Annotated in this window: 20 protein-coding genes and 4 tRNA genes; 15 read left to right on the top strand and 9 right to left on the bottom strand. The window is 71.9% G+C overall.

The window, feature by feature from the left end:
• The first annotated feature begins 185 nt into the window (after positions 1-185).
• From ACI3EY_RS14800 to ACI3EY_RS14785, 4 genes are all read left to right on the top strand, one after another.
• On the top strand, positions 186-1,655 hold the full coding sequence (locus ACI3EY_RS14800; RefSeq protein WP_405040915.1) for an HNH endonuclease: 1,470 nt from the start codon (positions 186-188) through the stop codon (positions 1,653-1,655).
• Between the two features lie 86 nt (positions 1,656-1,741).
• Positions 1,742-1,814, top strand: a tRNA-Lys gene (locus ACI3EY_RS14795).
• Between the two features lie 184 nt (positions 1,815-1,998).
• Positions 1,999-2,553: a GNAT family N-acetyltransferase gene (locus ACI3EY_RS14790; RefSeq protein WP_405040914.1), complete on the top strand. Its 555-nt coding sequence runs from the start codon at positions 1,999-2,001 to the stop codon at positions 2,551-2,553.
• Between the two features lie 96 nt (positions 2,554-2,649).
• Positions 2,650-2,799, top strand: a complete 150-nt coding sequence (locus ACI3EY_RS14785) for a hypothetical protein (RefSeq protein ID WP_405036194.1) — start codon at positions 2,650-2,652, stop codon at positions 2,797-2,799.
• Between the two features lie 81 nt (positions 2,800-2,880).
• Here the strand turns inward: ACI3EY_RS14785 and ACI3EY_RS14780 are convergent, their stop codons facing one another.
• Positions 2,881-4,203, bottom strand: coding sequence for an ice-binding family protein (locus ACI3EY_RS14780; protein WP_405040913.1), 1,323 nt, complete (start codon positions 4,201-4,203; stop codon positions 2,881-2,883).
• Between the two features lie 389 nt (positions 4,204-4,592).
• Here ACI3EY_RS14780 and ACI3EY_RS14775 point away from each other — a divergent pair, with 389 nt between their 5' ends.
• On the top strand, positions 4,593-4,976 hold the full coding sequence (locus ACI3EY_RS14775; protein ID WP_405040912.1) for a nuclear transport factor 2 family protein: 384 nt from the start codon (positions 4,593-4,595) through the stop codon (positions 4,974-4,976).
• Positions 4,977-4,990: 14 nt separating this feature from the next.
• On the opposite strand, the gene ACI3EY_RS14770 is transcribed toward ACI3EY_RS14775, so the two are convergent.
• Together ACI3EY_RS14770 and ACI3EY_RS14765 are read right to left on the bottom strand one after the other, a co-directional pair.
• Positions 4,991-5,212, bottom strand: coding sequence for a CDGSH iron-sulfur domain-containing protein (locus ACI3EY_RS14770; protein ID WP_405040911.1), 222 nt, complete (start codon positions 5,210-5,212; stop codon positions 4,991-4,993).
• The gene (locus ACI3EY_RS14765) at positions 5,209-6,252 is read right to left on the bottom strand and encodes an iron-containing redox enzyme family protein (RefSeq protein ID WP_405040910.1); all 1,044 of its coding nucleotides are present in this window, start codon (positions 6,250-6,252) and stop codon (positions 5,209-5,211) included. Before ACI3EY_RS14765 ends, ACI3EY_RS14770 begins: the two co-directional genes overlap by 4 nt.
• Positions 6,253-6,437: 185 nt before the next feature.
• Between ACI3EY_RS14765 and ACI3EY_RS14760 the strand changes: the two genes are divergently transcribed.
• The 3 genes from ACI3EY_RS14760 to ACI3EY_RS14750 are packed head-to-tail and all read left to right on the top strand — an operon-like array spanning position 6,438 to position 7,857.
• Complete coding sequence (locus tag ACI3EY_RS14760; RefSeq protein WP_405040909.1) at positions 6,438-6,809, top strand: ArsR/SmtB family transcription factor; 372 nt, start codon at positions 6,438-6,440, stop codon at positions 6,807-6,809.
• A complete protein-coding gene (locus ACI3EY_RS14755; protein WP_405040908.1) occupies positions 6,806-7,288 on the top strand; it encodes an SRPBCC domain-containing protein in 483 nt (160 codons plus the stop codon). Before ACI3EY_RS14760 ends, ACI3EY_RS14755 begins: the two co-directional genes overlap by 4 nt.
• Entirely contained in the window at positions 7,285-7,857 is a 573-nt protein-coding gene (locus ACI3EY_RS14750; RefSeq protein WP_405040907.1) for a TIGR03086 family metal-binding protein, read from the top strand. Before ACI3EY_RS14755 ends, ACI3EY_RS14750 begins: the two co-directional genes overlap by 4 nt.
• A 28-nt stretch (positions 7,858-7,885) precedes the next feature.
• Here the strand turns inward: ACI3EY_RS14750 and ACI3EY_RS14745 are convergent, their stop codons facing one another.
• Both ACI3EY_RS14745 and ACI3EY_RS14740 read right to left on the bottom strand, forming a co-directional pair.
• The gene (locus ACI3EY_RS14745) at positions 7,886-8,947 is read right to left on the bottom strand and encodes an FUSC family protein (RefSeq protein WP_405040906.1); all 1,062 of its coding nucleotides are present in this window, start codon (positions 8,945-8,947) and stop codon (positions 7,886-7,888) included.
• 64 nt (positions 8,948-9,011) lie between these two features.
• On the bottom strand, positions 9,012-9,470 hold the full coding sequence (locus ACI3EY_RS14740) for a MarR family winged helix-turn-helix transcriptional regulator (protein ID WP_405036184.1): 459 nt from the start codon (positions 9,468-9,470) through the stop codon (positions 9,012-9,014).
• Between the two features lie 85 nt (positions 9,471-9,555).
• Between ACI3EY_RS14740 and ACI3EY_RS14735 the strand changes: the two genes are divergently transcribed.
• Positions 9,556-10,101: a YceI family protein gene (locus tag ACI3EY_RS14735; RefSeq protein WP_405036183.1), complete on the top strand. Its 546-nt coding sequence runs from the start codon at positions 9,556-9,558 to the stop codon at positions 10,099-10,101.
• A 147-nt stretch (positions 10,102-10,248) separates the two neighbouring features.
• Here ACI3EY_RS14735 and ACI3EY_RS14730 read toward each other — a convergent pair whose 3' ends face one another.
• On the bottom strand, positions 10,249-11,091 hold the full coding sequence (locus ACI3EY_RS14730) for an aldo/keto reductase (protein WP_405036182.1): 843 nt from the start codon (positions 11,089-11,091) through the stop codon (positions 10,249-10,251).
• Between the two features lie 32 nt (positions 11,092-11,123).
• Between ACI3EY_RS14730 and ACI3EY_RS14725 the strand changes: the two genes are divergently transcribed.
• Complete coding sequence (locus ACI3EY_RS14725) at positions 11,124-11,495, top strand: hypothetical protein (RefSeq protein WP_405040905.1); 372 nt, start codon at positions 11,124-11,126, stop codon at positions 11,493-11,495.
• Here ACI3EY_RS14725 and pabB read toward each other — a convergent pair.
• Complete coding sequence (gene pabB / locus ACI3EY_RS14720) at positions 11,483-13,570, bottom strand: aminodeoxychorismate synthase component I (RefSeq protein ID WP_405040904.1); 2,088 nt, start codon at positions 13,568-13,570, stop codon at positions 11,483-11,485. The genes ACI3EY_RS14725 and pabB overlap by 13 nt on opposite strands.
• Positions 13,571-13,574: 4 nt before the next feature.
• Complete coding sequence (locus ACI3EY_RS14715) at positions 13,575-14,573, bottom strand: pirin family protein (protein WP_405040903.1); 999 nt, start codon at positions 14,571-14,573, stop codon at positions 13,575-13,577.
• Between the two features lie 98 nt (positions 14,574-14,671).
• Here ACI3EY_RS14715 and ACI3EY_RS14710 point away from each other — a divergent pair, with 98 nt between their 5' ends.
• Positions 14,672-16,036: an NAD(P)/FAD-dependent oxidoreductase gene (locus ACI3EY_RS14710; RefSeq protein ID WP_405040902.1), complete on the top strand. Its 1,365-nt coding sequence runs from the start codon at positions 14,672-14,674 to the stop codon at positions 16,034-16,036.
• On the opposite strand, the gene ACI3EY_RS14705 is transcribed toward ACI3EY_RS14710, so the two are convergent.
• Positions 16,037-16,468 (bottom strand): GNAT family N-acetyltransferase, encoded by a 432-nt coding sequence (locus ACI3EY_RS14705; protein WP_405040901.1) that lies wholly within the window; start codon positions 16,466-16,468, stop codon positions 16,037-16,039.
• 40 nt (positions 16,469-16,508) lie between these two features.
• Here ACI3EY_RS14705 and ACI3EY_RS14700 point away from each other — a divergent pair, with 40 nt between their 5' ends.
• From ACI3EY_RS14700 to ACI3EY_RS14685, 4 genes are all read left to right on the top strand, one after another.
• The gene (locus ACI3EY_RS14700; RefSeq protein WP_405040900.1) at positions 16,509-17,585 is read left to right on the top strand and encodes a PHP domain-containing protein; all 1,077 of its coding nucleotides are present in this window, start codon (positions 16,509-16,511) and stop codon (positions 17,583-17,585) included.
• A 61-nt stretch (positions 17,586-17,646) separates the two neighbouring features.
• A tRNA-Glu gene (locus ACI3EY_RS14695) sits at positions 17,647-17,719 on the top strand.
• A gap of 26 nt (positions 17,720-17,745) precedes the next feature.
• Positions 17,746-17,819 (top strand) — tRNA-Asp (locus ACI3EY_RS14690).
• Positions 17,820-17,878: 59 nt separating this feature from the next.
• Positions 17,879-17,952 (top strand) — tRNA-Phe (locus tag ACI3EY_RS14685).
• Positions 17,953-18,044 lie beyond the last annotated feature (92 nt).

The raw sequence follows: 18,044 nt of genomic DNA, 5'->3' as shown, positions 1-18,044 counted from the left end.
TGGGCCTGGCGTGCGCGCCGGTGGGGGTGCGGGCCCTGGTGTTGGGGGCGATGGATCGTGGGGAGATCGGGTGGGGTCGGGCGCGGGCGTTCTGGCGGCGGTGCGCCCGGTTGCCGGTCGCGTAGGCCGAAGCCGTCGCGGAAGGGCTGTTCGGGTGCGACCCGGCGACGGCCGTCGCGGAGCGGGTGGACGGCGAGGGTGAGCTGGTGGTGCGGCCGTGGCGCGAGGGTGACTATGTCGCGGCGTTGGAGCGGGAGGCGGTACGGGCCGAGGGTCAGGACGTGATCGCCGAGCGGGAACGGCGCCGTCGGGCGTATGAGCAGCGGCACGCCGAACTCGTCGTGGCCGATGACGGGAGTGCGGCGTTGACGCTGGTCGGGTCGTTGGTCTCGTTGTGCGCGGCCCACACCCGCATCGATCGCGCCGCGCGGTTGCTGCGCACCCAGGGCGACCCGCGGACCCTGCCCCAGCTGCACTGCGACGTCGCCGCGGCCCTGCTCATCCACGGCACCCTGCCCCAGGCCCAGGCCCAGGCCCAGGCCCAGGCCCAGGCAGAGGAGGAGCTGGCGGTGGCGGACCTGGAGTCGATGGCACGGGTGCTGCACGCACTGCCCCCGATCGATCTGCAGGTCATCGTGCCCTGGGACACCCTCACCGGCACCCCCGCAACCCCCGCAGAACCGGCAGGCCCTTCTAGAGTCCCGCACGGCCAGGGGGCGCCCGGGTGCACCCCGGCCAGCGAGGACACCCAGGCCGGCGCTGGGGTCGGCGTCGGTGCTGGTGCTGGGGTGGGGTTGGTGGTCGGGGACCGCCCGGTGTACGTCTCGCCCGGGCAGGTCAGGGAGCTCGCGCTGGTCCCGGGCACGACGGTGCACCGGTTGCTGACCGATCCCGCGGACGGGCGGCTGATCGAGCGGACCCGGCAGCAATACCGCCCGGACGCGGACATGCGCGCCCACGTCATCGCTGCTGACGTGTTCTCCCGCGCGCCGGGCTCACGAACTCCTGCCGGCCGGTGCGAGCTGGACCACGTCACGCCCTGGGGCGCCCAGGGCGGGGTCACCGGCACGAGCAACCTCGTCGCGCTGTCGAAGCGGGCGCACCAGGCCAAGACCCTGCACCTGGCCACCGCCACCGTCAACCAGATGCGGGACCTGACCTGGACCACCCTGCTCGGACAGGTCCACACCACCCGCTCCCACGACTACCGACAACACACCCGCCCAGCGCCGGGTTCAGCACCCCCGGAGCACAGCCAGATCGGCCCGGAGGCGCTCGGCCCTGCCGGGCTGCGCCAGGCGCTGGACACCATCGCACCGGTGAACCCCGCCCCTGACGGCCATCGTGGGCAGCACCCCTCACAGCGGGCCGACATCGACCACCGCAGAGACACCGTGGCCCGCGTCCTGTACGCGGCCCTGGCCCACCGCGGACCCCACGCGCTGCTCACCGACGACGACGACCACCCCGGCTCCGCCGAGCACGGCGGACACCTCGGCGGCTGGCTCTTCATCACCCACACCACCCCCAGCAGATCCCGACGCCACGGACCACGACCAGAAACCCCCACCCCCGCCGACATCCTCCACCTCACCACCCCCGAGGAGAACACCCCTCCACCTGTGGGCCCGGATGACGAGCCCCCACCCTTCTGATCGCGGTCGTCCGCAGCAGTGGGCACAGACCCCTCGGGCGAGCCGTTAGCCTTGGTGGCCGGCGCAGCGCAGGACCGGCCGCGCCCGGGCCTCTAGCTCAATTGGCAGAGCTGCGGACTTTTAATCCGTAGGTTGTGGGTTCGAGTCCCACGGGGCCCACTTCGGAGTTACTGCTGGTCAGAGGGGGTGCCGCTCCGACTGATAGCCCTTCCGAGGAAACGGTCGGCGGCTGTTGAGCCGTCACGTAGGCCGTCACCGCCGACCACCCAGATTGCCGTCGAGTTCCACGGCCGCGCGAGCCCCTGCACATCCCGACGGGACGTCGACTCGTTAGATTGCGCTGGTGGAAGGACGCGATGGCACCGTGCGCTGGAACTTCCGTGAGGCGGAAGCCAGCGACACCGCAGCAGCGCAGGCCGCCTACAGGCAGATCGTCGACCACCTGGCGGTGACGGTGGACTTCCCGCACTGGCATACCGAGAACCGTCCGAGCGAAGCAGAGGTCCAGGAATGGATCGAGGCCGGCGAGCTGTACCTCACCCTTGACCAGGCCGGCGGGCGGATCGCCGGCGTCGTCGTGCTGAACCACGCCGCCCCCGACGCATACCTGCATGCACCGTGGGCCCTCGAGGTCCCCCCCGAGCAGATCCTCGTGGTTCACGCCCTGGCTGTATCCCCAGACTTCCTTCGCCAAGGCGTGGCGCGCTTCCTCGTCGAAGCGTCGCTCGACGTGGCCAGGGAGAAGGGCTGCCGCTCGGTCCGGCTCGACACCTACGTCGAGAACATCGCCGCTCGCGAGCTGTACACCCGCTGCGGGTTCACCGATCTAGGAGTCCACACACTGCACTACGAAGGCACTGACCTGAACCAGTTCCACCTCTTCGAGCGCGGGCTCTAGCGTTGCGGCGAGGGCCGACTCCGAGTTCGCCGCCGTGAAGCCGCGGCTGCACGACCTCGCGACCGAGCCACCTCGTTAAGGTGTGAAGATGGACGGATGAAGACTGTCATCCTCGTCCTGCTCGCGCTCTGGCTCGTGTTCGCCGTCCTCGGCGCGGTGCTGGAGGGCCTCTTCTGGCTCACGGTCATCGGCCTCGTCGCTTTCGCCGCCACCGCAGCCTGGGGATGGCTCAAGCTGCGGCGGTGACCCTGGTTGCTGCAGATCGCAGCGACGCGCGGGCCACAGCCGCCAAGCGGCGACCGTGACCCACGCGTCAACGCCACTCGGTCACTCGGACCGTCGTGACCCGGATCGGTGGGTGATCAGCAACCCGCCAAGGCCTACTGCCATGGCGACCAGCCCTGTCGTCAAGAGGGTGACGTTCATCCCGCCTCCGTCGCCGCCACCGGTCTGGACGCCACCGACGGGCCACGTCCGGACCTGCTCGTCGATGGGTCCTGGTTCACTCGGCTGAGGACCTCGCGGGCCCGGCTCGGTGGGCACAGGGTTGACGGGTCCCGGCTCAGTGGGCTCGGGCTCCGTCGGGACCGGTTCCGTGGGCACGGGCTCCGTCGGCACCGGCTCCGTGGGCACGGGGATCGTCGGCTCGGGCTCCGTCGGGACCGGCTCCGTGGGCACAGGCTCCGTCGGCACCGGCTCCGTGGGCACGGGGATCGTCGGCTCGGGCTCCGTCGGGACCGGCTCCGTGGGCACAGGCTCCGTCGGCTCCGGGATCGTCGGCTCCGGCTCAGTCGGCACGGGCTCCGTCGGGACCGGCTCAGTCGGCACGGGCTCGGTCGGCTCCGGGATCGTGGGCTCCGGCTCCGTCGGCACGGGCTCGGTCGGCTCCGGGATCGTCGGCTCCGGCTCCGTCGGCACGGGCTCGGTCGGCTCCGGGATCGTCGGCTCCGGCTCGGTCGGAACCGGTCCGGTCTCGCACGCGGGGACGGTGATGGTGTTGGTGTCCAGGGTGACGGCGCCGTTGCGAGCCAGCAGCCTGCCCTGCACGGTCGCGCCCGTGGTGGCGGTGATCGACGTCAGGGCCATCACGGTGCCGGCGAAGGCGGTGGTGGTGCCGATGGTCGCCGAGCTGCCGACCTGCCAGTAGACGTCGCAGGCGTCAGCACCGTTGATGAAGACGATCGAGCTGCTCGACCCGGTGATGAGTGTGCTGGCGGCCTGGAAGATGAAGACGGGGTCGATCTCGTTCCCGCCGTCGAGGGTCAGCTGACCGTTCAGGGCCAGGGCGTCCCCGGTATACACACCCGGGGTGAGGGACTGCCCCGCCAGGTCCGCGGTGATCGTGACATCCGTGGCTCGGCCGGCCGCGTCGTTGTAGGCGGTGGTCAGGTCGTCCTGGGCCACACCCGCCACCGCGTCGGCGGCATGCACCTCGCCGTTCACCACACCGGGAGGAAATCCGGTGATCGCGGTGCCGGGAGCGACGCCGAGGTCCCCATTGATCACTGAGGGGCCGGTATTCGTCACTGCGGATCCACCGAGGACGGCATAGCTGGTCGCAGTCCCCAACCCGACGCGGTCCAGCGCCGCCACCGGGCCGACCCCCGTCACGACGACGAGCGCCAGGGCCACCCCCAGCCCGAGCAGCACAGCGAAGAATTTTTGGGGCAGAAGAGAGTGGCGGTGAATGGCGTGAGCCGGCATGAATGCCCCAGACTGAGCGCTGAGCGCGGATGTATCGGAACCGCAATTCTAACATGAACCACACCACACCAAATACCTCTGCATATTACTGACCTCGGCACACTGGCAATCTCGAAGAAAACTGCACGCCGAATTTTGAGGTGATAGTTTACGCCGTTCACTCTGGCCATGGGTGCCAAACTTGGTCACGTTTTGACAGGTTGGGTCATGTTTTGACAGGTGCACTCGCTCAGACCCCCTCACCCGCCACAACGACCCCACTGCGAGCCGTCCCCCACCTCTCTGTCGGACCCGGCACCCATACTGAGAACAACCCGACAGACGGAGGAGATCCCGTGACACCAACCCTCACCCCTGAGCAGGCACGCCAGGTCCCCGGCATCGTCCGCTCCTATCTCACCGCTCGTGACTCCGGCCGGTATGCCGACGCCGCCGCGCTCTTCGCCCCCGACTCCGTGGTGGTGGACGACGGCCGGACGTACACCGGCATCGACGCGATCGCCGACTGGGTCACCGAGTCCGCGACCGCGGTCGAGCACACCACCACGCTGCTGGAGCACAGCGTCGTCGACGCCGAGACCGTCGACCTGCTCGTCCGTATCGACGGCGCCTTCCCCGGCGGGACCGCCACCCTGCGTCAGCGCTTCCACACCGACTTCGGTGTGATCCGACGTCTCACCATCGAACCGGCACCGGAAGCGGGCCTGACCCCTGGGTGACGCTGGCCTGTGGTCTACGGGGCGAGCCGCTTGTGCACCCCGTCGCACCAGGGCAGCCGCTGACTGGCCCCGCACCGGCAGAGTGCGACGACCGGGCGGGTGACGGCATGCGTGACACCCTCGGCGTCGATGACGGTCCGGGCACGGCGCACCAGCAGCGGCCCGTCCGGGCACTCGGTGAGCCGGACCTCCTCGGCCGGCAGCGGGGTGGCCACCGGCGGTCGGTCCGCGCTCATGCGGCCACACGCGACCAGGGCGGCAGCGGCACTTCCAGGCATGACCGCCCTTCACCCCAGGCCGCCATCGCCTGCTCGGCGACCAGGCCCTCCACGTGCAGCCCCAGCACGGCGCCGACGAGCAGGGTGTCCAACGCCTGCGGGTCGTCCGCCACCAAGGCACCGCACAGGTCACGCACCGCGACCTGCTCGTGGGCGGCGTCCGCCTCCACGTGCTCGTCGAAGTACCGCCAGGCCGCCTCGGGAAGCCCCAGCCGTCGCGCCCCTGCGACGTAGAGCTTGGACGGCAAGGCGCTGGTCGTCTCCACCATCGTGAGGTGCCCGACGACGGCAGGAGCCCACCGACGCCGAGCCGCGAGCCAGCCCAGTGTCACGTTGGCCAGCAGCACGGGCGTGGGCCAGGCGTCGGCATACCCGCCGTAGGAGCCGTCCAGACCCACGGCCCGCATGGCCCGGGCGAAGAGTTCGGAGTGCATGGCGGTCGGGTCACCGCTGCCGTACTCGTCGAACTGGATCTCCATCAACGCCACCTTGGCGGCCCCGGGGATGCGCGGGACGGCGAAGGTGTGCGGGTCCGCCTCCTTGAGCTGGGAGGCGGACCGGAGCACGAGCATCTCGCGCCACTGCTCGGTCGTCATCGACGAACGTGCCCAGGCCGAGACCGACGGCGCGAAGGCGGCGACCCGGTCGGGCAGGGAGAAGAGGGTGGCGGTGAGATCGGCCTGCGCCTCCGGCAGCAGGGCCTCCACGACGGGAGCGGCGACGCTCAGCAGCTCCTCCTGCAGAGCGGCCTCCAGCCGCGTGCGCACCTCGAGGACGGCCAGGTCCCACTCCAGGTCGGCGAGGACATCGGCATACCCGTGGTAGCTCAGCCCCTGCACCAGCCAGAGCGCGAGGAGGGCGTCCTCGTTGTCGATGACCCGCGAGGCCGGCTCCGCCTGCCCCACCGCCCGGAGCCCGTCCTGGGTCGTCGGGGATGCGTCACGCAGGTGGTCGATCACCGCACGCGACACCGGTCCACGTGCTGCAGGCAGCCTCACCTGGTCTCCTCTCGTCGGAGCTCCTCACGGTAGGTCGTCCGGGCCGACGGCGCGCCCCCATCCGACCGCCGGGGCCCGTGCGCGGAGTGAGCACCGGAGCGCGAGCATTTATCAACCAGATGGTTGACGACGCTGGAAGGCCGCGCTACCTTGGTATTCCACCGCTTGGTTGACAAGGAGTATCGATGAGCGACCAGCTGTCCAAGGTCTTCTCCGCCCTCGCGGACCCCACCCGTCGGGACCTGGTGTCCCGCCTCGCGGCCGGTGACGCCACCGTCGGCGCCCTGGCCGAGCCCTACGAGGTCTCCCTGCAGGCGGTGTCCAAGCACCTCAGGGTGCTCGAGGACGCCGGCCTGGTCAGCCGTACCCGGGAGGCGCAGCGCCGCCCGGTCCACCTGGAGGCACAGGTGCTGCACCTGATGACGCGGTGGATCGAGCGCTACGCCCGGAAGGCGGAGGAGCGCTACCAGCGCCTGGACGAGGTCCTGGCCGAGCTCGACGAGACCGGGGACACCCGCCCCCGGCAGCACACCCCCACGGAAGGACAGGCGTCATGACTATCACCACCACGGCCCGCATCGAGGCCGACGAGCACGTCCCGATGATCCACATCTACCGGGAGTTCGCGGCGAGCCCCGCCCAGCTGTTCCGGGCGCACACCGACCCCGAGCTCTTCACGCGCTGGATCGGACCCGCCGACATCGGTGCCGACGTCGACTACTGGGACGCCCGCGACGGCGGGTCCTGGCGCTACACCGCGGGCCGCGAGGAGTGGTCCACGTCGTTCCGCGGCTGCTTCCACACGGTCAGCCCGGAGCGCCTGGTGCAGACCTTCACCTGGGAGGAGATGCCCGATGCCGTCGCGCTGGAGACGCTGACCTTCACCGACCTCGGCGACGGGCGCACCCTGCTGCACGCCACCAGCCTGCGCGACTCCTTCGAGGCCCGCGACCAGTGGCTGGCCAGCGGGATGGAGACCGGCGTCTCCGAGGGGTACGCGGCGCTGGACGCCCTGCTGGAGGACGGCACGGTGTGAGCTGTATTCCGACCGCCCCGGCCGCCCGCCACCGCGTCATCTCGAGCCGGTTCGGCGAGCTGGTCCGGGACACCCGGGACTGGCGGGCCCCGACCCCGGTGGCCGACTGGCGGGCCCGCGACGTCCTCGGCCACCTGATCGACTGGCTGCCCGGACTGCTGGCCTCGGGCAGCGCGGTCCACCTGGAGGACGGCCCGGCCGTCGAGCAGGACCCGGTGGGCGCGTGGACGGCACGGGCCCGGGCGGTCCAGGCGCTCCTCGAGGACCCGGTCGTCGCGACCCGACCGTTCGCTGATCCGCACATCGGCGAGCTGACGCTCGCCCAGGCCCTCGACCGGTTCTGGACCCCGGACGTCTTCCTGCACAGCTGGGACCTGGCCCGCGCCACCGGCCAGGAGTCCACCCTGGACCCCGACCTGTGCCGCGAGCTGCTCGCGGGGATGCAGCCGGTAGAGGAGATGATGCGCTCCTCGGGACAGTACGGACCCCCGGTGCCCGTCGACGAGGACGCCTCGCCGCAGGACCAGCTCCTCGGTTTCATCGGTCGCAACCCGCACTGGCACGTGTGACCCGCGCGCAGGGTCGGCCGGGTCAGCCCTAGCCGGACCTGACCACCTCGGAGGTGGCCACGTCGTCGACGATGTCGATGACGATCCGGGACATCTCGATGAGCCCGCCGTAGAGCGGCCAGCGCAGGTCCGGGAGTCCGCCGTCGGAGAGGTCGGAGGCAAGCCGGTCGGTCCACCCGCGCAGCTCCTGGACGTCCGCCTTCGGGTCCTCGACCCTGCGTCCCAGCTCGTCCAGCAGGTCGATGAACGGCTCACGGAAGCCGGGTTCCCACTCCTCCGCGTCTGCGGTGGACTCGTGGATGAGCCGGGACATCCCCCGCACCTGCGCGATGCCCTCCTCCAGCCGGCCCAGCACCCGGGACAGCTCCTCACCGCTGGAGGCGCGACCACGCCGCGGGTTGCCCCAGGTGCTCTCTCTGGCCTCGTAGACCAGGGTCCAGGCGGTGTCCAGCCGTCGGTCCAGCGTGCGGGTGCGGTCCACCCAGTCGCCGGTGAGCTGGTCGTCAGCCCGCTCGCGCAGGCCCGCCGCCATGTCCTGCAGCAGCCGGCCCAGCCCCCGGTCGATCTCCTCGATCTGCTGACGCGCGCTCTGGTCCCGCAACGGAGCCACCACGACGGTGTTGACGACCAGGGCGACCGCCACCCCGATGGCGGTCGCGGCCAGCCGGTCGGCGAGCCCGCTCCAGCTGGTTTCCGTAGAGGCCGTGATGACGAAGAGCACCGTGGTGGCGACGGTGATCCCCTCCGCCCGCATCAGCCCGACCCGGGCCAGCAGCATCGCGACCAGCAGCGCGACCGCCAGGGTGAGGGCACCGTGCCCTCCCAGGAGGACCGCGGCGAAGGCGAGCGTCACCCCGACGGAGGTGGCGAGCATCGCCTGCGCCCCGCGGGAGAGGGTGCGGTAGACGGTGGCGTGCACCGTCAGCAGCGCGGTCCACGGGGCGAGGAAGGCCTGGTCCAGACCGAGGGCGGCGTCCGCCACCAACCAGGCCGTGACCGCCGCGATCACGCTCTTGACGACCTGCACCAGGTCGCTGCGGACGTCAGGACGGCTCAGCCAGCGCAGGACGCGCTGCGGACGGGACGACATGACCTCGACTATGGCATCCGGCCGGTATACCGCACCAGCAGCCGACGCGGTCAGCACCCCTGCGTCAGGGGGTGCGCTCCAGCACCCGCCCGAGGAAGCGCTGCACCGCGGCCCGCTCCTCGGTGCTCATCTCGTCGAAGAACAGGCGACGCACCGTGCGCACGTGGTCCGGTGCGGCGGCCTGCAGTGCCTGCTCCCCGGCGTCGGTCAGCACCACGAACGAGCCACGGCCGTCCTCGGCGCACTCGATCTTCTCCACCAGCCCGCGCCCGGCCATCCGCCGCAGGTGGTGCGAGAGCCGGGACCTCTCCCAGTGCATCTCCTCCGCGAGGGCGGAGATCCGCAGACGCCCCTCGGGCGCCTCGGACAGCCGGACCAGCGTCTCGAAGTCCTGCAACGACAGCTGACTGTCCTCGTGCAGCGCCCGCCCCAACGCGGAGGGCAGCTCCGTCTGTACCCGCAGCCAGGTACGCCACAGGTCCATCTCGGTCTCGTCGAGCCACGGGGCCCCAGGGATAGACATGACTCCAGAGTAACACTTGCGTGACACGTCATACAGGTCTAGAGTAGTCGTTGAAGCATCAACAACCTCTGCGGAAGGACACCACATGAGCACCCTCAACCAGCTCGACGGCACCTACACCATCGACCCCTCGCACAGCCGGATCGGCTTCTCCACCCGGCACGCCATGGTCACCAAGGTCCGCGGCGCGTTCAACGAGGTCGAAGGCACCGCCACCACGGGCCCCGACCTGCAGGACGCCCGCATCGAGCTCGCCATGCAGGTGGCCTCGGTCGACACCCGCTCGGCCGACCGTGACGGCCACCTGAAGTCGGCAGACTTCTTCGACGTCGAGAACTACCCGACCATGACCTTCGCCTCGACCGAGGTCACCGCTGTCGACGGTGACACCCTGCGCGTCACCGGCGACCTGACCATCAAGGACGTGACCCGTCCGGTCACCGTCGACTTCGAGTTCGCCGGCGGCGCCACCGACCCCTTCGGCAACGAGCGCGTCGGCTTCGAGGGCAGCACCGTCGTCAACCGCAAGGACTTCGGCCTGACCTGGAACGCGGCGCTGGAGACCGGCGGCGTCCTGGTGGCCGAGAAGGTCACCCTGGAGTTCGAGATCTCGGCCATCAAGTCGGCCTGACCTCCTCCACCCCACAGACTCCCCGGGCCGGCCCCACCGGCCCAGGAGACCCGAACGGCCCCGCCGCGCCTCGAGCGCAGCGGGGCCGTTCGGCCATGCAGCAAGCATGCAGGGGCGGGTCACCCCGATGGTGCGGCGTTCCGACCCTCAGTCGCGGAACTGGGTGAAGTCCGCGGTCTCCGGGTCCGGGAACATCCGCTGGTCGCTGTCCATCGCGGTGAGCGCGGCCATCTGCTCGTTGTCCAGCTCGAAGCCGAAGACGTCGGCGTTGGAGGCGATCCGCGCAGGGGTGGCGGACTTGGGGATCACGATCCGGCCCTGCTGCAGGTGCCAGCGGATGACCACCTGGCCGGGCGTGACGTCCAGCATCTCGGCGATCCGGGTGACCGCCGGGGCCTGCAGGTCCTCGCCCTGGCCGATCGGGGCATAGGCCTCGACCGCCAGCCCGGCCGCGGTGGAGGCCTCCTGGGTGTCGGTCTGCTGGAAGCTCGGGTGCACCTCGATCTGGTTCACCGCGGGCACCACCTGGGCGGTCTCCAGCAGTCGGGCCAGGTGGTTGGGCAGGAAGTTGGAGACGCCGATGGCGCGCGCACCGCCGTCGGCGTAGACCTCCTGCAGCACCTCCCAGGTCTCGGCGGCCAGACCCCTGCTCGGCACCGGCCAGTGGACCAGGTAGAGGTCGATCGCGTCGACCCCGAGAGCCTCGCGGGAGGCCTCGAAGGCGTCCCGGGCGCGGTCCCGGCCCTGGTCGCCGTTGCGCAGCTTGGTGGTGATGAAGACCTCGTCGCGGGCCAGCCCGCTCGCCTTCAGGGCGGCGCCGACGCCGGCCTCGTTGTAGTAGCCGGCCGCGGTGTCGATGTGCCGGTAGCCGGCCTCCAGCGCGGTCTCCACGATCCGCTGCGTCTCGGCCTCGTCGACGCGGAAGGTCCCGAAGCCGAGCTGGGGGATCTGCACGCCGTTGTTCAAGGTGATCATGGGCTGAGTCGTCATCCCGCAAGCCTACGTCGGGCACACTGGCAGGTATGTCGTGGGATGAGCCTCCCGACGGTCCGCGCCCAGGGGATCCACGGGACAGCACACCCTTCGAGCGCGCCGCAGCCCGCCTGCGGCTGCAGCTCCCGGGCCTCATCGAGCGGCGGGTCCCGGTGCGCGGCCTCACCCCCGGGCCGGTGCACGGGGTGGGCCGGCTGCGGATGGCCGACTCCACCACCTACCTGGTCGGCAGCGTCGAGCCCGGGGACCTGGGACGGCTCACCCGCTTCCTGCACGACCGGCGCTCCATCACCCTGGCCGGCTGGGAGAGCAGCCCGGCGGGCCTGCTGCTGACCCTGGGCGGGACCCTCGGCCGGGAGCCGGTCCGGCTGTGGCTGCTGGGGCCTGATCAGCCCGACTGAGCCGCCCGGCCGACCGCGCGCAGCATCGCCTGCGCCTTGTCCTGGGTCTCGGCATACTCCTGGGCCGGGTCCGACAGCGCGGTGACAGCCCCACCGACGCCGAAGGTGACGTCACCGTCGCTCCAGGTCAGCGTCCGGATCACGATCGAGGTGTCCATCGAGCCGTTGGCACCGACCCAGCCGATCGCCCCGGAGTAGACGCCGCGGGCGGCGCCCTCCAGGGCGTCCAGGATCTCCATCGTGCGCACCTTGGGGGCGCCGGTCATCGAGCCGCCCGGGAAGCAGGCCCGCAGCACGTCGGTGGGTGTCATCCCGGGCGCCAGCTCGCCGCGCACCGTGGAGACCAGCTGGTGCACGGTGGCGTAGCTCTCCACCGCGAAGATCTCCGGCACGTGCACGCTGCCGGTGCGGCAGACCCGGTGCAGGTCGTTGCGGAGCAGGTCGACGATCATCAGGTTCTCCGCGCGGTCCTTGACCGCCGTGGCCAGGTCGTCGGCCAGGGCGACGTCCTCGTCGGGGGTGGCCCCGCGGGGCCGGGTTCCCTTGATCGGGCGGGCCTCGACGACCCCGTCGCGCACCGACACGAAGCGCTCCGGCGACCCCGAGAGCACGCTCAGCCCGGCGCTGCGCAGCCACGCACCCCTGGGCACCGGGGAGGCCTCCCGCAGCGCCAGGTACAGCTCCCGCTCGTCCAGCCCGGCGCCGGTGACCGCGCAGGAGGTGGTCAGGCACACCTCGTAGGACTCGCCCCGGGCGATCTCCTGCTGCGCCCGCCGCACCAGCCGGGTGTACGCCTGCTCGTCGTGCCTCGCGGTGACCAGCGACGCGCCACGGTCCTGATCCTGCCGGGCCGTGGACGGGGCAGCAGGAGTCGGGGCGGCGGGGCGCGGGCGGGCAGCGGCCACCGCGTCCCGGACCGTCCCCACCCAGCGCCGCTGCTCGTCGGCCACCGCCGCATCCTCCAGCCAGAGCGCCCAGACGTCCCCGTCCTCGTGGTCCACGACCACCCCGCGGTCGGCCAGCACGAACCAGGCGTCCGGCCACCGGGAGCGGTGCGCGGCCGACCCCCCGGTCTCGGCCTTCAGCTCGTAGCCCCAGTAGCCGACGACGCCCGGTCGCCAGCCGAACGGTGTCGACGGGTCCTCCCCCACCAGCTGCCACCGCCCCAGCAGCTCGTCCAGCCGGTCCAGCAGCGGCGGGTGCTCACCGACCCGGTGGGTCAGCTCCTGCGCGAGCGGGCCGCGGGAGTCGACCAGCAGCGACCAGCCCCGCCCGTCCGAGGCGTCCAGCCACACGGAGCCGGCCGCGTCGCCGAGCAGGGCCTCGTGCAGGGCAGGCGCGTCCACCGGTCCGGGCACCCGGGCCGTCCGCACCGTCAGCCTCCGTCGCTCCCCGCCCGGCCGGAGGTCGTGCCGGCCCAGCGCGTCGCCGACCGCGACCATGCCCTCACCGGTACCGCCGGATCCGACGCCGGACCGGGGCACCCCGGCCAGATCCAGGAAGTTCGCGATGATCCGCTCACCGTGCCCGGAGAGCACCGACTCCGGGTGGAACTGCACCCCCCAGCGCGGGGCACCTGGCTCCGCGAGCGCCATCACCGACCCGTCGTCCAGGGCCCGCGCCGTGACCTGCAACGACGAGACCAGCGGCTCGGCGACCTCCAGCGAGTGGTAGCGGACCACCCGCACCGGGGAGGGGACGCCGACGAACAGGCCGGTGCCCCCGTGCGCGACCTCGCTGACGATGCCGTGCCGGGGCAGCGCCATCTCGACCACCTGCTCACCGGCCCGGTGCGCCATCCCCTGGTGGCCCAGGCATACCCCCAGGACGGGAACCTCCCGCTGGCTCAGGGCCAGGTCCGACAGACCCATGTCCGTGGCCACCTGCGGCCGGCCCGGACCGGGACCGACGACGATCGCGGCGAACCTGCGCAGCTCCGCGGTGTCGGCGGGGTGGTCGTGGCCCATCAGCACGGGCGGGCGGCCCAGCACACGGTGCAGCAGGTCGACGATGTTGTAGGTGAAGCTGTCGACGTTGTCGATCAGCAGCACCTCGCTCGGCGTTTGCTCGGCCACCGCCTCAGCCACGGGGGCGCAGCCGCACCTGCGGCAGCACCGGGGCGGGCAGCGCCTCCAGGCCCGGGTGCTGCACCGCACCGAACCGGCCCTGCGGGAACGCCCCGGTGGCCAGCTCCTGCTGCCACCGTTGCCGCGCCTCGACCACGTCCTCGTGCGAGCGTCCGATGAAGTTCCACCACATGACGATCTGCTCACCGAAGGGCGGGCCGCCGAGCAGCAGCACCCTGGCCCCCTGCTCCCCCGCCCGGAGCCGCAGCCGGTCCCGGCCGGGCCCGAGGTAGGCCAGGTGCGCGGGCGCCACCTCGCGACCCTCCACCTGGACCTGCCCGGTGTCGCCGAGCACCCCGTGCTCGAAGCCCGGGTCCACCGCCAGCTCGAGCTCTGCGCCGGGCTCCAACCGCACCTCGGCGCCGAGCAGCGGGGTGTAGGTGCGGACCGGCGAGAGGAGCTCGCGGTCCCCCGGCAGGCCCAGGGCACCGAGGAACAGGCTGACCCGTGCCCCCGGCAGGGTCACCGGCTCCGGGACGTGATGCTCGAAGGAGGGCGCCACGTCGGCGTCCGCGCTCGGCAGCGCCACCCACAGCTGGGCGCCGTGCAGCACCGCGGGCGCGCCGGGACCGGTCACCGAGACCTCCGAGTGGCAGACCCCGTGCCCGGCGGTCATCAGGTTGAGCTCGCCGGGGCGCACCACGGCCTGCACCCCGGTGGAGTCACGGTGCTCGATCTCCCCGCTGAACAGCCAGGACACCGTCTGCAGCGCGGTGTGCGGGTGCGGCGGCACCACCATCCCGCGGCCCTCGACCGGGTCCGGACCGTAGTGGTCCACGAAGCACCACGCCCCGATCATGGTCCGCTCCCGGGAGGGCAGGGTGCGCCGCACGGTCATCGCCCGGGGGCCGCCCAGCGGCACCTCGCGGGGCGGCAGCACCGACAGCTCCAGCGGTTGCGGCCGCTGCGCGCCGCAGGTCGTCTCGTCCGGCCGCGTCTCCAGCGAACTCATGCCCCCAGTCTCCCACCGTGACCAACGTCTCGTCGTCGTCGGCATACCCGAGGGGCCGGACGGGAAGCCTGAGGGGCCACGATGCGGTTGACTCAGGTATGAGCACCGACACCCAGACCCCCGCCCCGCACAGGGTCCTCGTCATCGGCTCCGGCTTCGGCGGCCTGTTCGCCGCCAAGGCCCTGTCCGATCCCTCGGTCCAGGTCCTGATGGTGGCGCGCACCGGTCACCACCTCTTCCAGCCGCTGCTCTACCAGGTGGCCACCGGCATCCTCTCCGAGGGCGTCATCGCCCCGCCGACCCGCGACATCTTCGCCGGCCAGGCGAACACCACCGTCATGCTCGGGGATGTCGAGGCGATCGACCTCGAGGAGCGCACGGTGAGCACCGTGACCGCGGGCGAGGACATGGTCTACACCTACGACAGCCTCGTCCTGGCGGCCGGCGCCAACCAGTCCTGGTTCGGCAGCCCGCACTTCGCCGAGTACGCGCCCGGGATGAAGTCGATCGACGACGCGCTCGAGCTGCGCGGGCGGATCTACGGCGCCTTCGAGCTGGCCGAGATCGCGGCGGCCGCCGGGCGCGAGGAGGACGTGCGGCAGCTGCTCACCTTCGTCGTCGTGGGGGCCGGGCCGACCGGGGTGGAGATGGCCGGGCAGCTGGCCGAGCTGAGCAAGCGCACGCTGCGCAAGGAGTTCCGGCACATCGACCCGACCAGCGCCCGGATCCTGCTGGTGGACGCCGCCGACCAGGTGCTGGGCAGCTTCGGCGACTCGCTGGCCGGCAAGACCGAGATCGCGCTGGCGAACCTGGGCATCGAGGTGAAGCTGGGCCGGATGGTCGTCGACGTGGACGAGGGCGGGGTCGTCCTGCAGTCGATGTCCGACGGCGCCCAGGAGCGGATCGAGTCCCGCACCAAGGTGTGGGCGGCCGGCGTCCAGGGCAACCCCCTGGGCCGCAAGGTCGCCGAGCAGGCCGGCGCCGAGCTGGACCGCTCCGGCCGGGTGAAGGTGCTGCCCGACCTGACCCTGCCCGGACACCCCGAGGTGTTCGTGGTCGGTGACCTGGCCGCCGTCGACGGGGTGCCGGGCGTCGCGCAGGGCGCCATCCAGGGCGGCCGGCACGCCGCCGACCAGATCCTGCGCCGGCTCCGCGGGGACGAGACCGGTCAGGCCTTCGAGTACCACGACAAGGGGTCGATGGCCACCATCTCCCGGTTCCGCGCGGTGATGAAGCGGGGCCGGCTCGAGCTCACCGGCTACCCCGCCTGGATCGGCTGGCTCGCGGTGCACCTCTTCTACATCATCGGCTTCAAGAGCCAGCTGGCCACACTGATGCACTGGGCGGTGAGCTTCGTCGGCCGGGACCGGTCCGAGCGGACGGTCACCGAGCAGCAGGTGTACGCGCGGCTCGCGCTGGAGTACCTGGGCGACGACTTCCGCAAGCCGCCGCGCACCAAGTAGTCAGGCGCGGGTCATCGGCAGGTGCGGGATGCCGTCCTCGAGGAAGTCGGGGCCGCCGCGGACGAACCCGAACCGCTCGTACCAGCCCTCCAGGTAGGCCTGGGCCTCGATCGTCACCGGACCGTCACCCAGCAGCCGCAGCGCCTCGGTGACCAGGCGGGCGGCATACCCCTGACCGCGGTGGCCGGTGTGCGTGGCCACCCGCCCCAGGTGCCGGGCACCGTCGGCGTCGACGAGGGTGCGCAGGCAGGCTGCGACCTGCCCGTCCACCTCCACCCACAGGTGCCGGGTGCCCGGCTCGACGTCCCGTCCGTCGATCTCCGGGTAGGGGCACTGCTGCTCCACCACGAAGACGTCGACCCGCAGCCGCAGCAGGTCGTGCAGGGTGCGCGGGTCGAGCTCGGCGAAGGGTGCGGTGCGGACGCTCGTCATGGCACGAGCGTAGGACCTCACCCCGGCCTACGCTGAGGCCATGACTGCTGGGCCGAACCCGCTGGAGCCGGTGGACGCGCTGCGCCGGATCGCCTTCCTGCTCGAGCGCGAACGCGCCGAGACCCGCCGGGTGGAGGCCTACCGGAAAGCGGCGGCGGTGATCCTCCCGCTCGGCGAGCAGGGCGTCCGGGACCGGGTCACCGCCGGCACCCTGACCGAGCTGCCGGGGATCGGGCCCTCGACGTCCGCGGTGATCGAGCAGGTGGTCGCCGGAGCCGTCCCGGACAAGCTCACCGACCTGGAGTCCCGGGCCGGCGAGCCGCTGGTGACCGGCGGGGAGCGGGTGCGGGAGGCGTTGCGCGGTGACCTGCACAGCCACTCCGACTGGTCCGACGGGGGCAGCCCGATCGAGGAGATGGTGGCCAGCGCGATGGAGCTGGGCCACGAGTACCTGGCGCTGACCGACCACTCCCCCCGGCTGACGGTGGCGCACGGGCTCACCGCGGACCGGCTGCGGCGCCAGCTGGCGGTGGTGGACGCGGTCAACGCGCACACCGCGCCCGGGTTCACCCTGCTCAAGGCCATCGAGGTCGACATCCTCGACGACGGGGGCCTGGACCAGGACCCCGACCTGCTCGCCGAGCTCGACGTCCGGGTCGCCTCCGTGCACTCGAAGCTGCGGATGGAACGGGCGGCGATGACCCGCCGGATGGTGGCTGCCGTCCGCAACCCGTTGACCTCGGTGCTGGGGCACTGCACCGGGCGCCGGGTGTCCCCCCGCCGGGGGGACCGCGGGGCGCGCAGCGGCTCCGGGACGCGACCGCCCAGCGACTTCGACGCCGCCGCCGTGTTCGCGGCCTGCGCCGAGACCGGGACGGCGGTGGAGATCAACAGCCGGCCGGAGCGCCAGGACCCCCCGGGTGAGCTGCTCCGCCAAGCCATCGACGCGGGGTGCCTGTTCGCCCTCAGCACCGACGCGCACGCCCCCGGGCAGCTGGACTTCCTGGACTACGGCTGCGAGCGCGCGCAGCGCCACGGGGTGCCCCTGGAGCGGGTCGTGAACACCTGGCCGGTCGAGCGTCTGCGGGAGTGGGCGAGGCCCTCGAACGGGGCCTGAGGAGGCGTTTTGATTCTTGGCGCGACGATCACGTATGCTCGCACCCGTCCTCAACGGATAGGTCCCCATCGTCTAGTGGCCTAGGACCCCGCCCTTTCACGGCGGTAACACGGGTTCGAATCCCGTTGGGGATGCACCACAGGTCTCGACCTGAAATCGAGGCCCCGTAGCGCAGTTGGTTAGCGCGCCGCCCTGTCACGGCGGAGGTCGCGGGTTCGAGTCCCGTCGGGGTCGCAGAGTGTGAGCGGCGTGGTCACCGGAGCAGTCCGGTGGCCACGCCGGATCACTACTCCGGCCAGGTAGCTCAGTTGGTACGAGCGTTCGACTGAAAATCGAAAGGTCGGCGGTTCGACCCCGCCCCTGGCCACGCGACAAGCCGCGGGTCTGCCCCTGAGACACCCGCGGCTTTCGCGTACCCGGGGCCAACCCCTTCTCTCCCACCGAGCGTCGGGTGTGGTT

Source organism: Serinicoccus shuyuelongi (assembly GCF_045032955.1).
Lineage (GTDB): Bacteria > Actinomycetota > Actinomycetes > Actinomycetales > Dermatophilaceae > Ornithinicoccus.
This window is presented reverse-complemented; position numbering and strand designations above follow the sequence as displayed.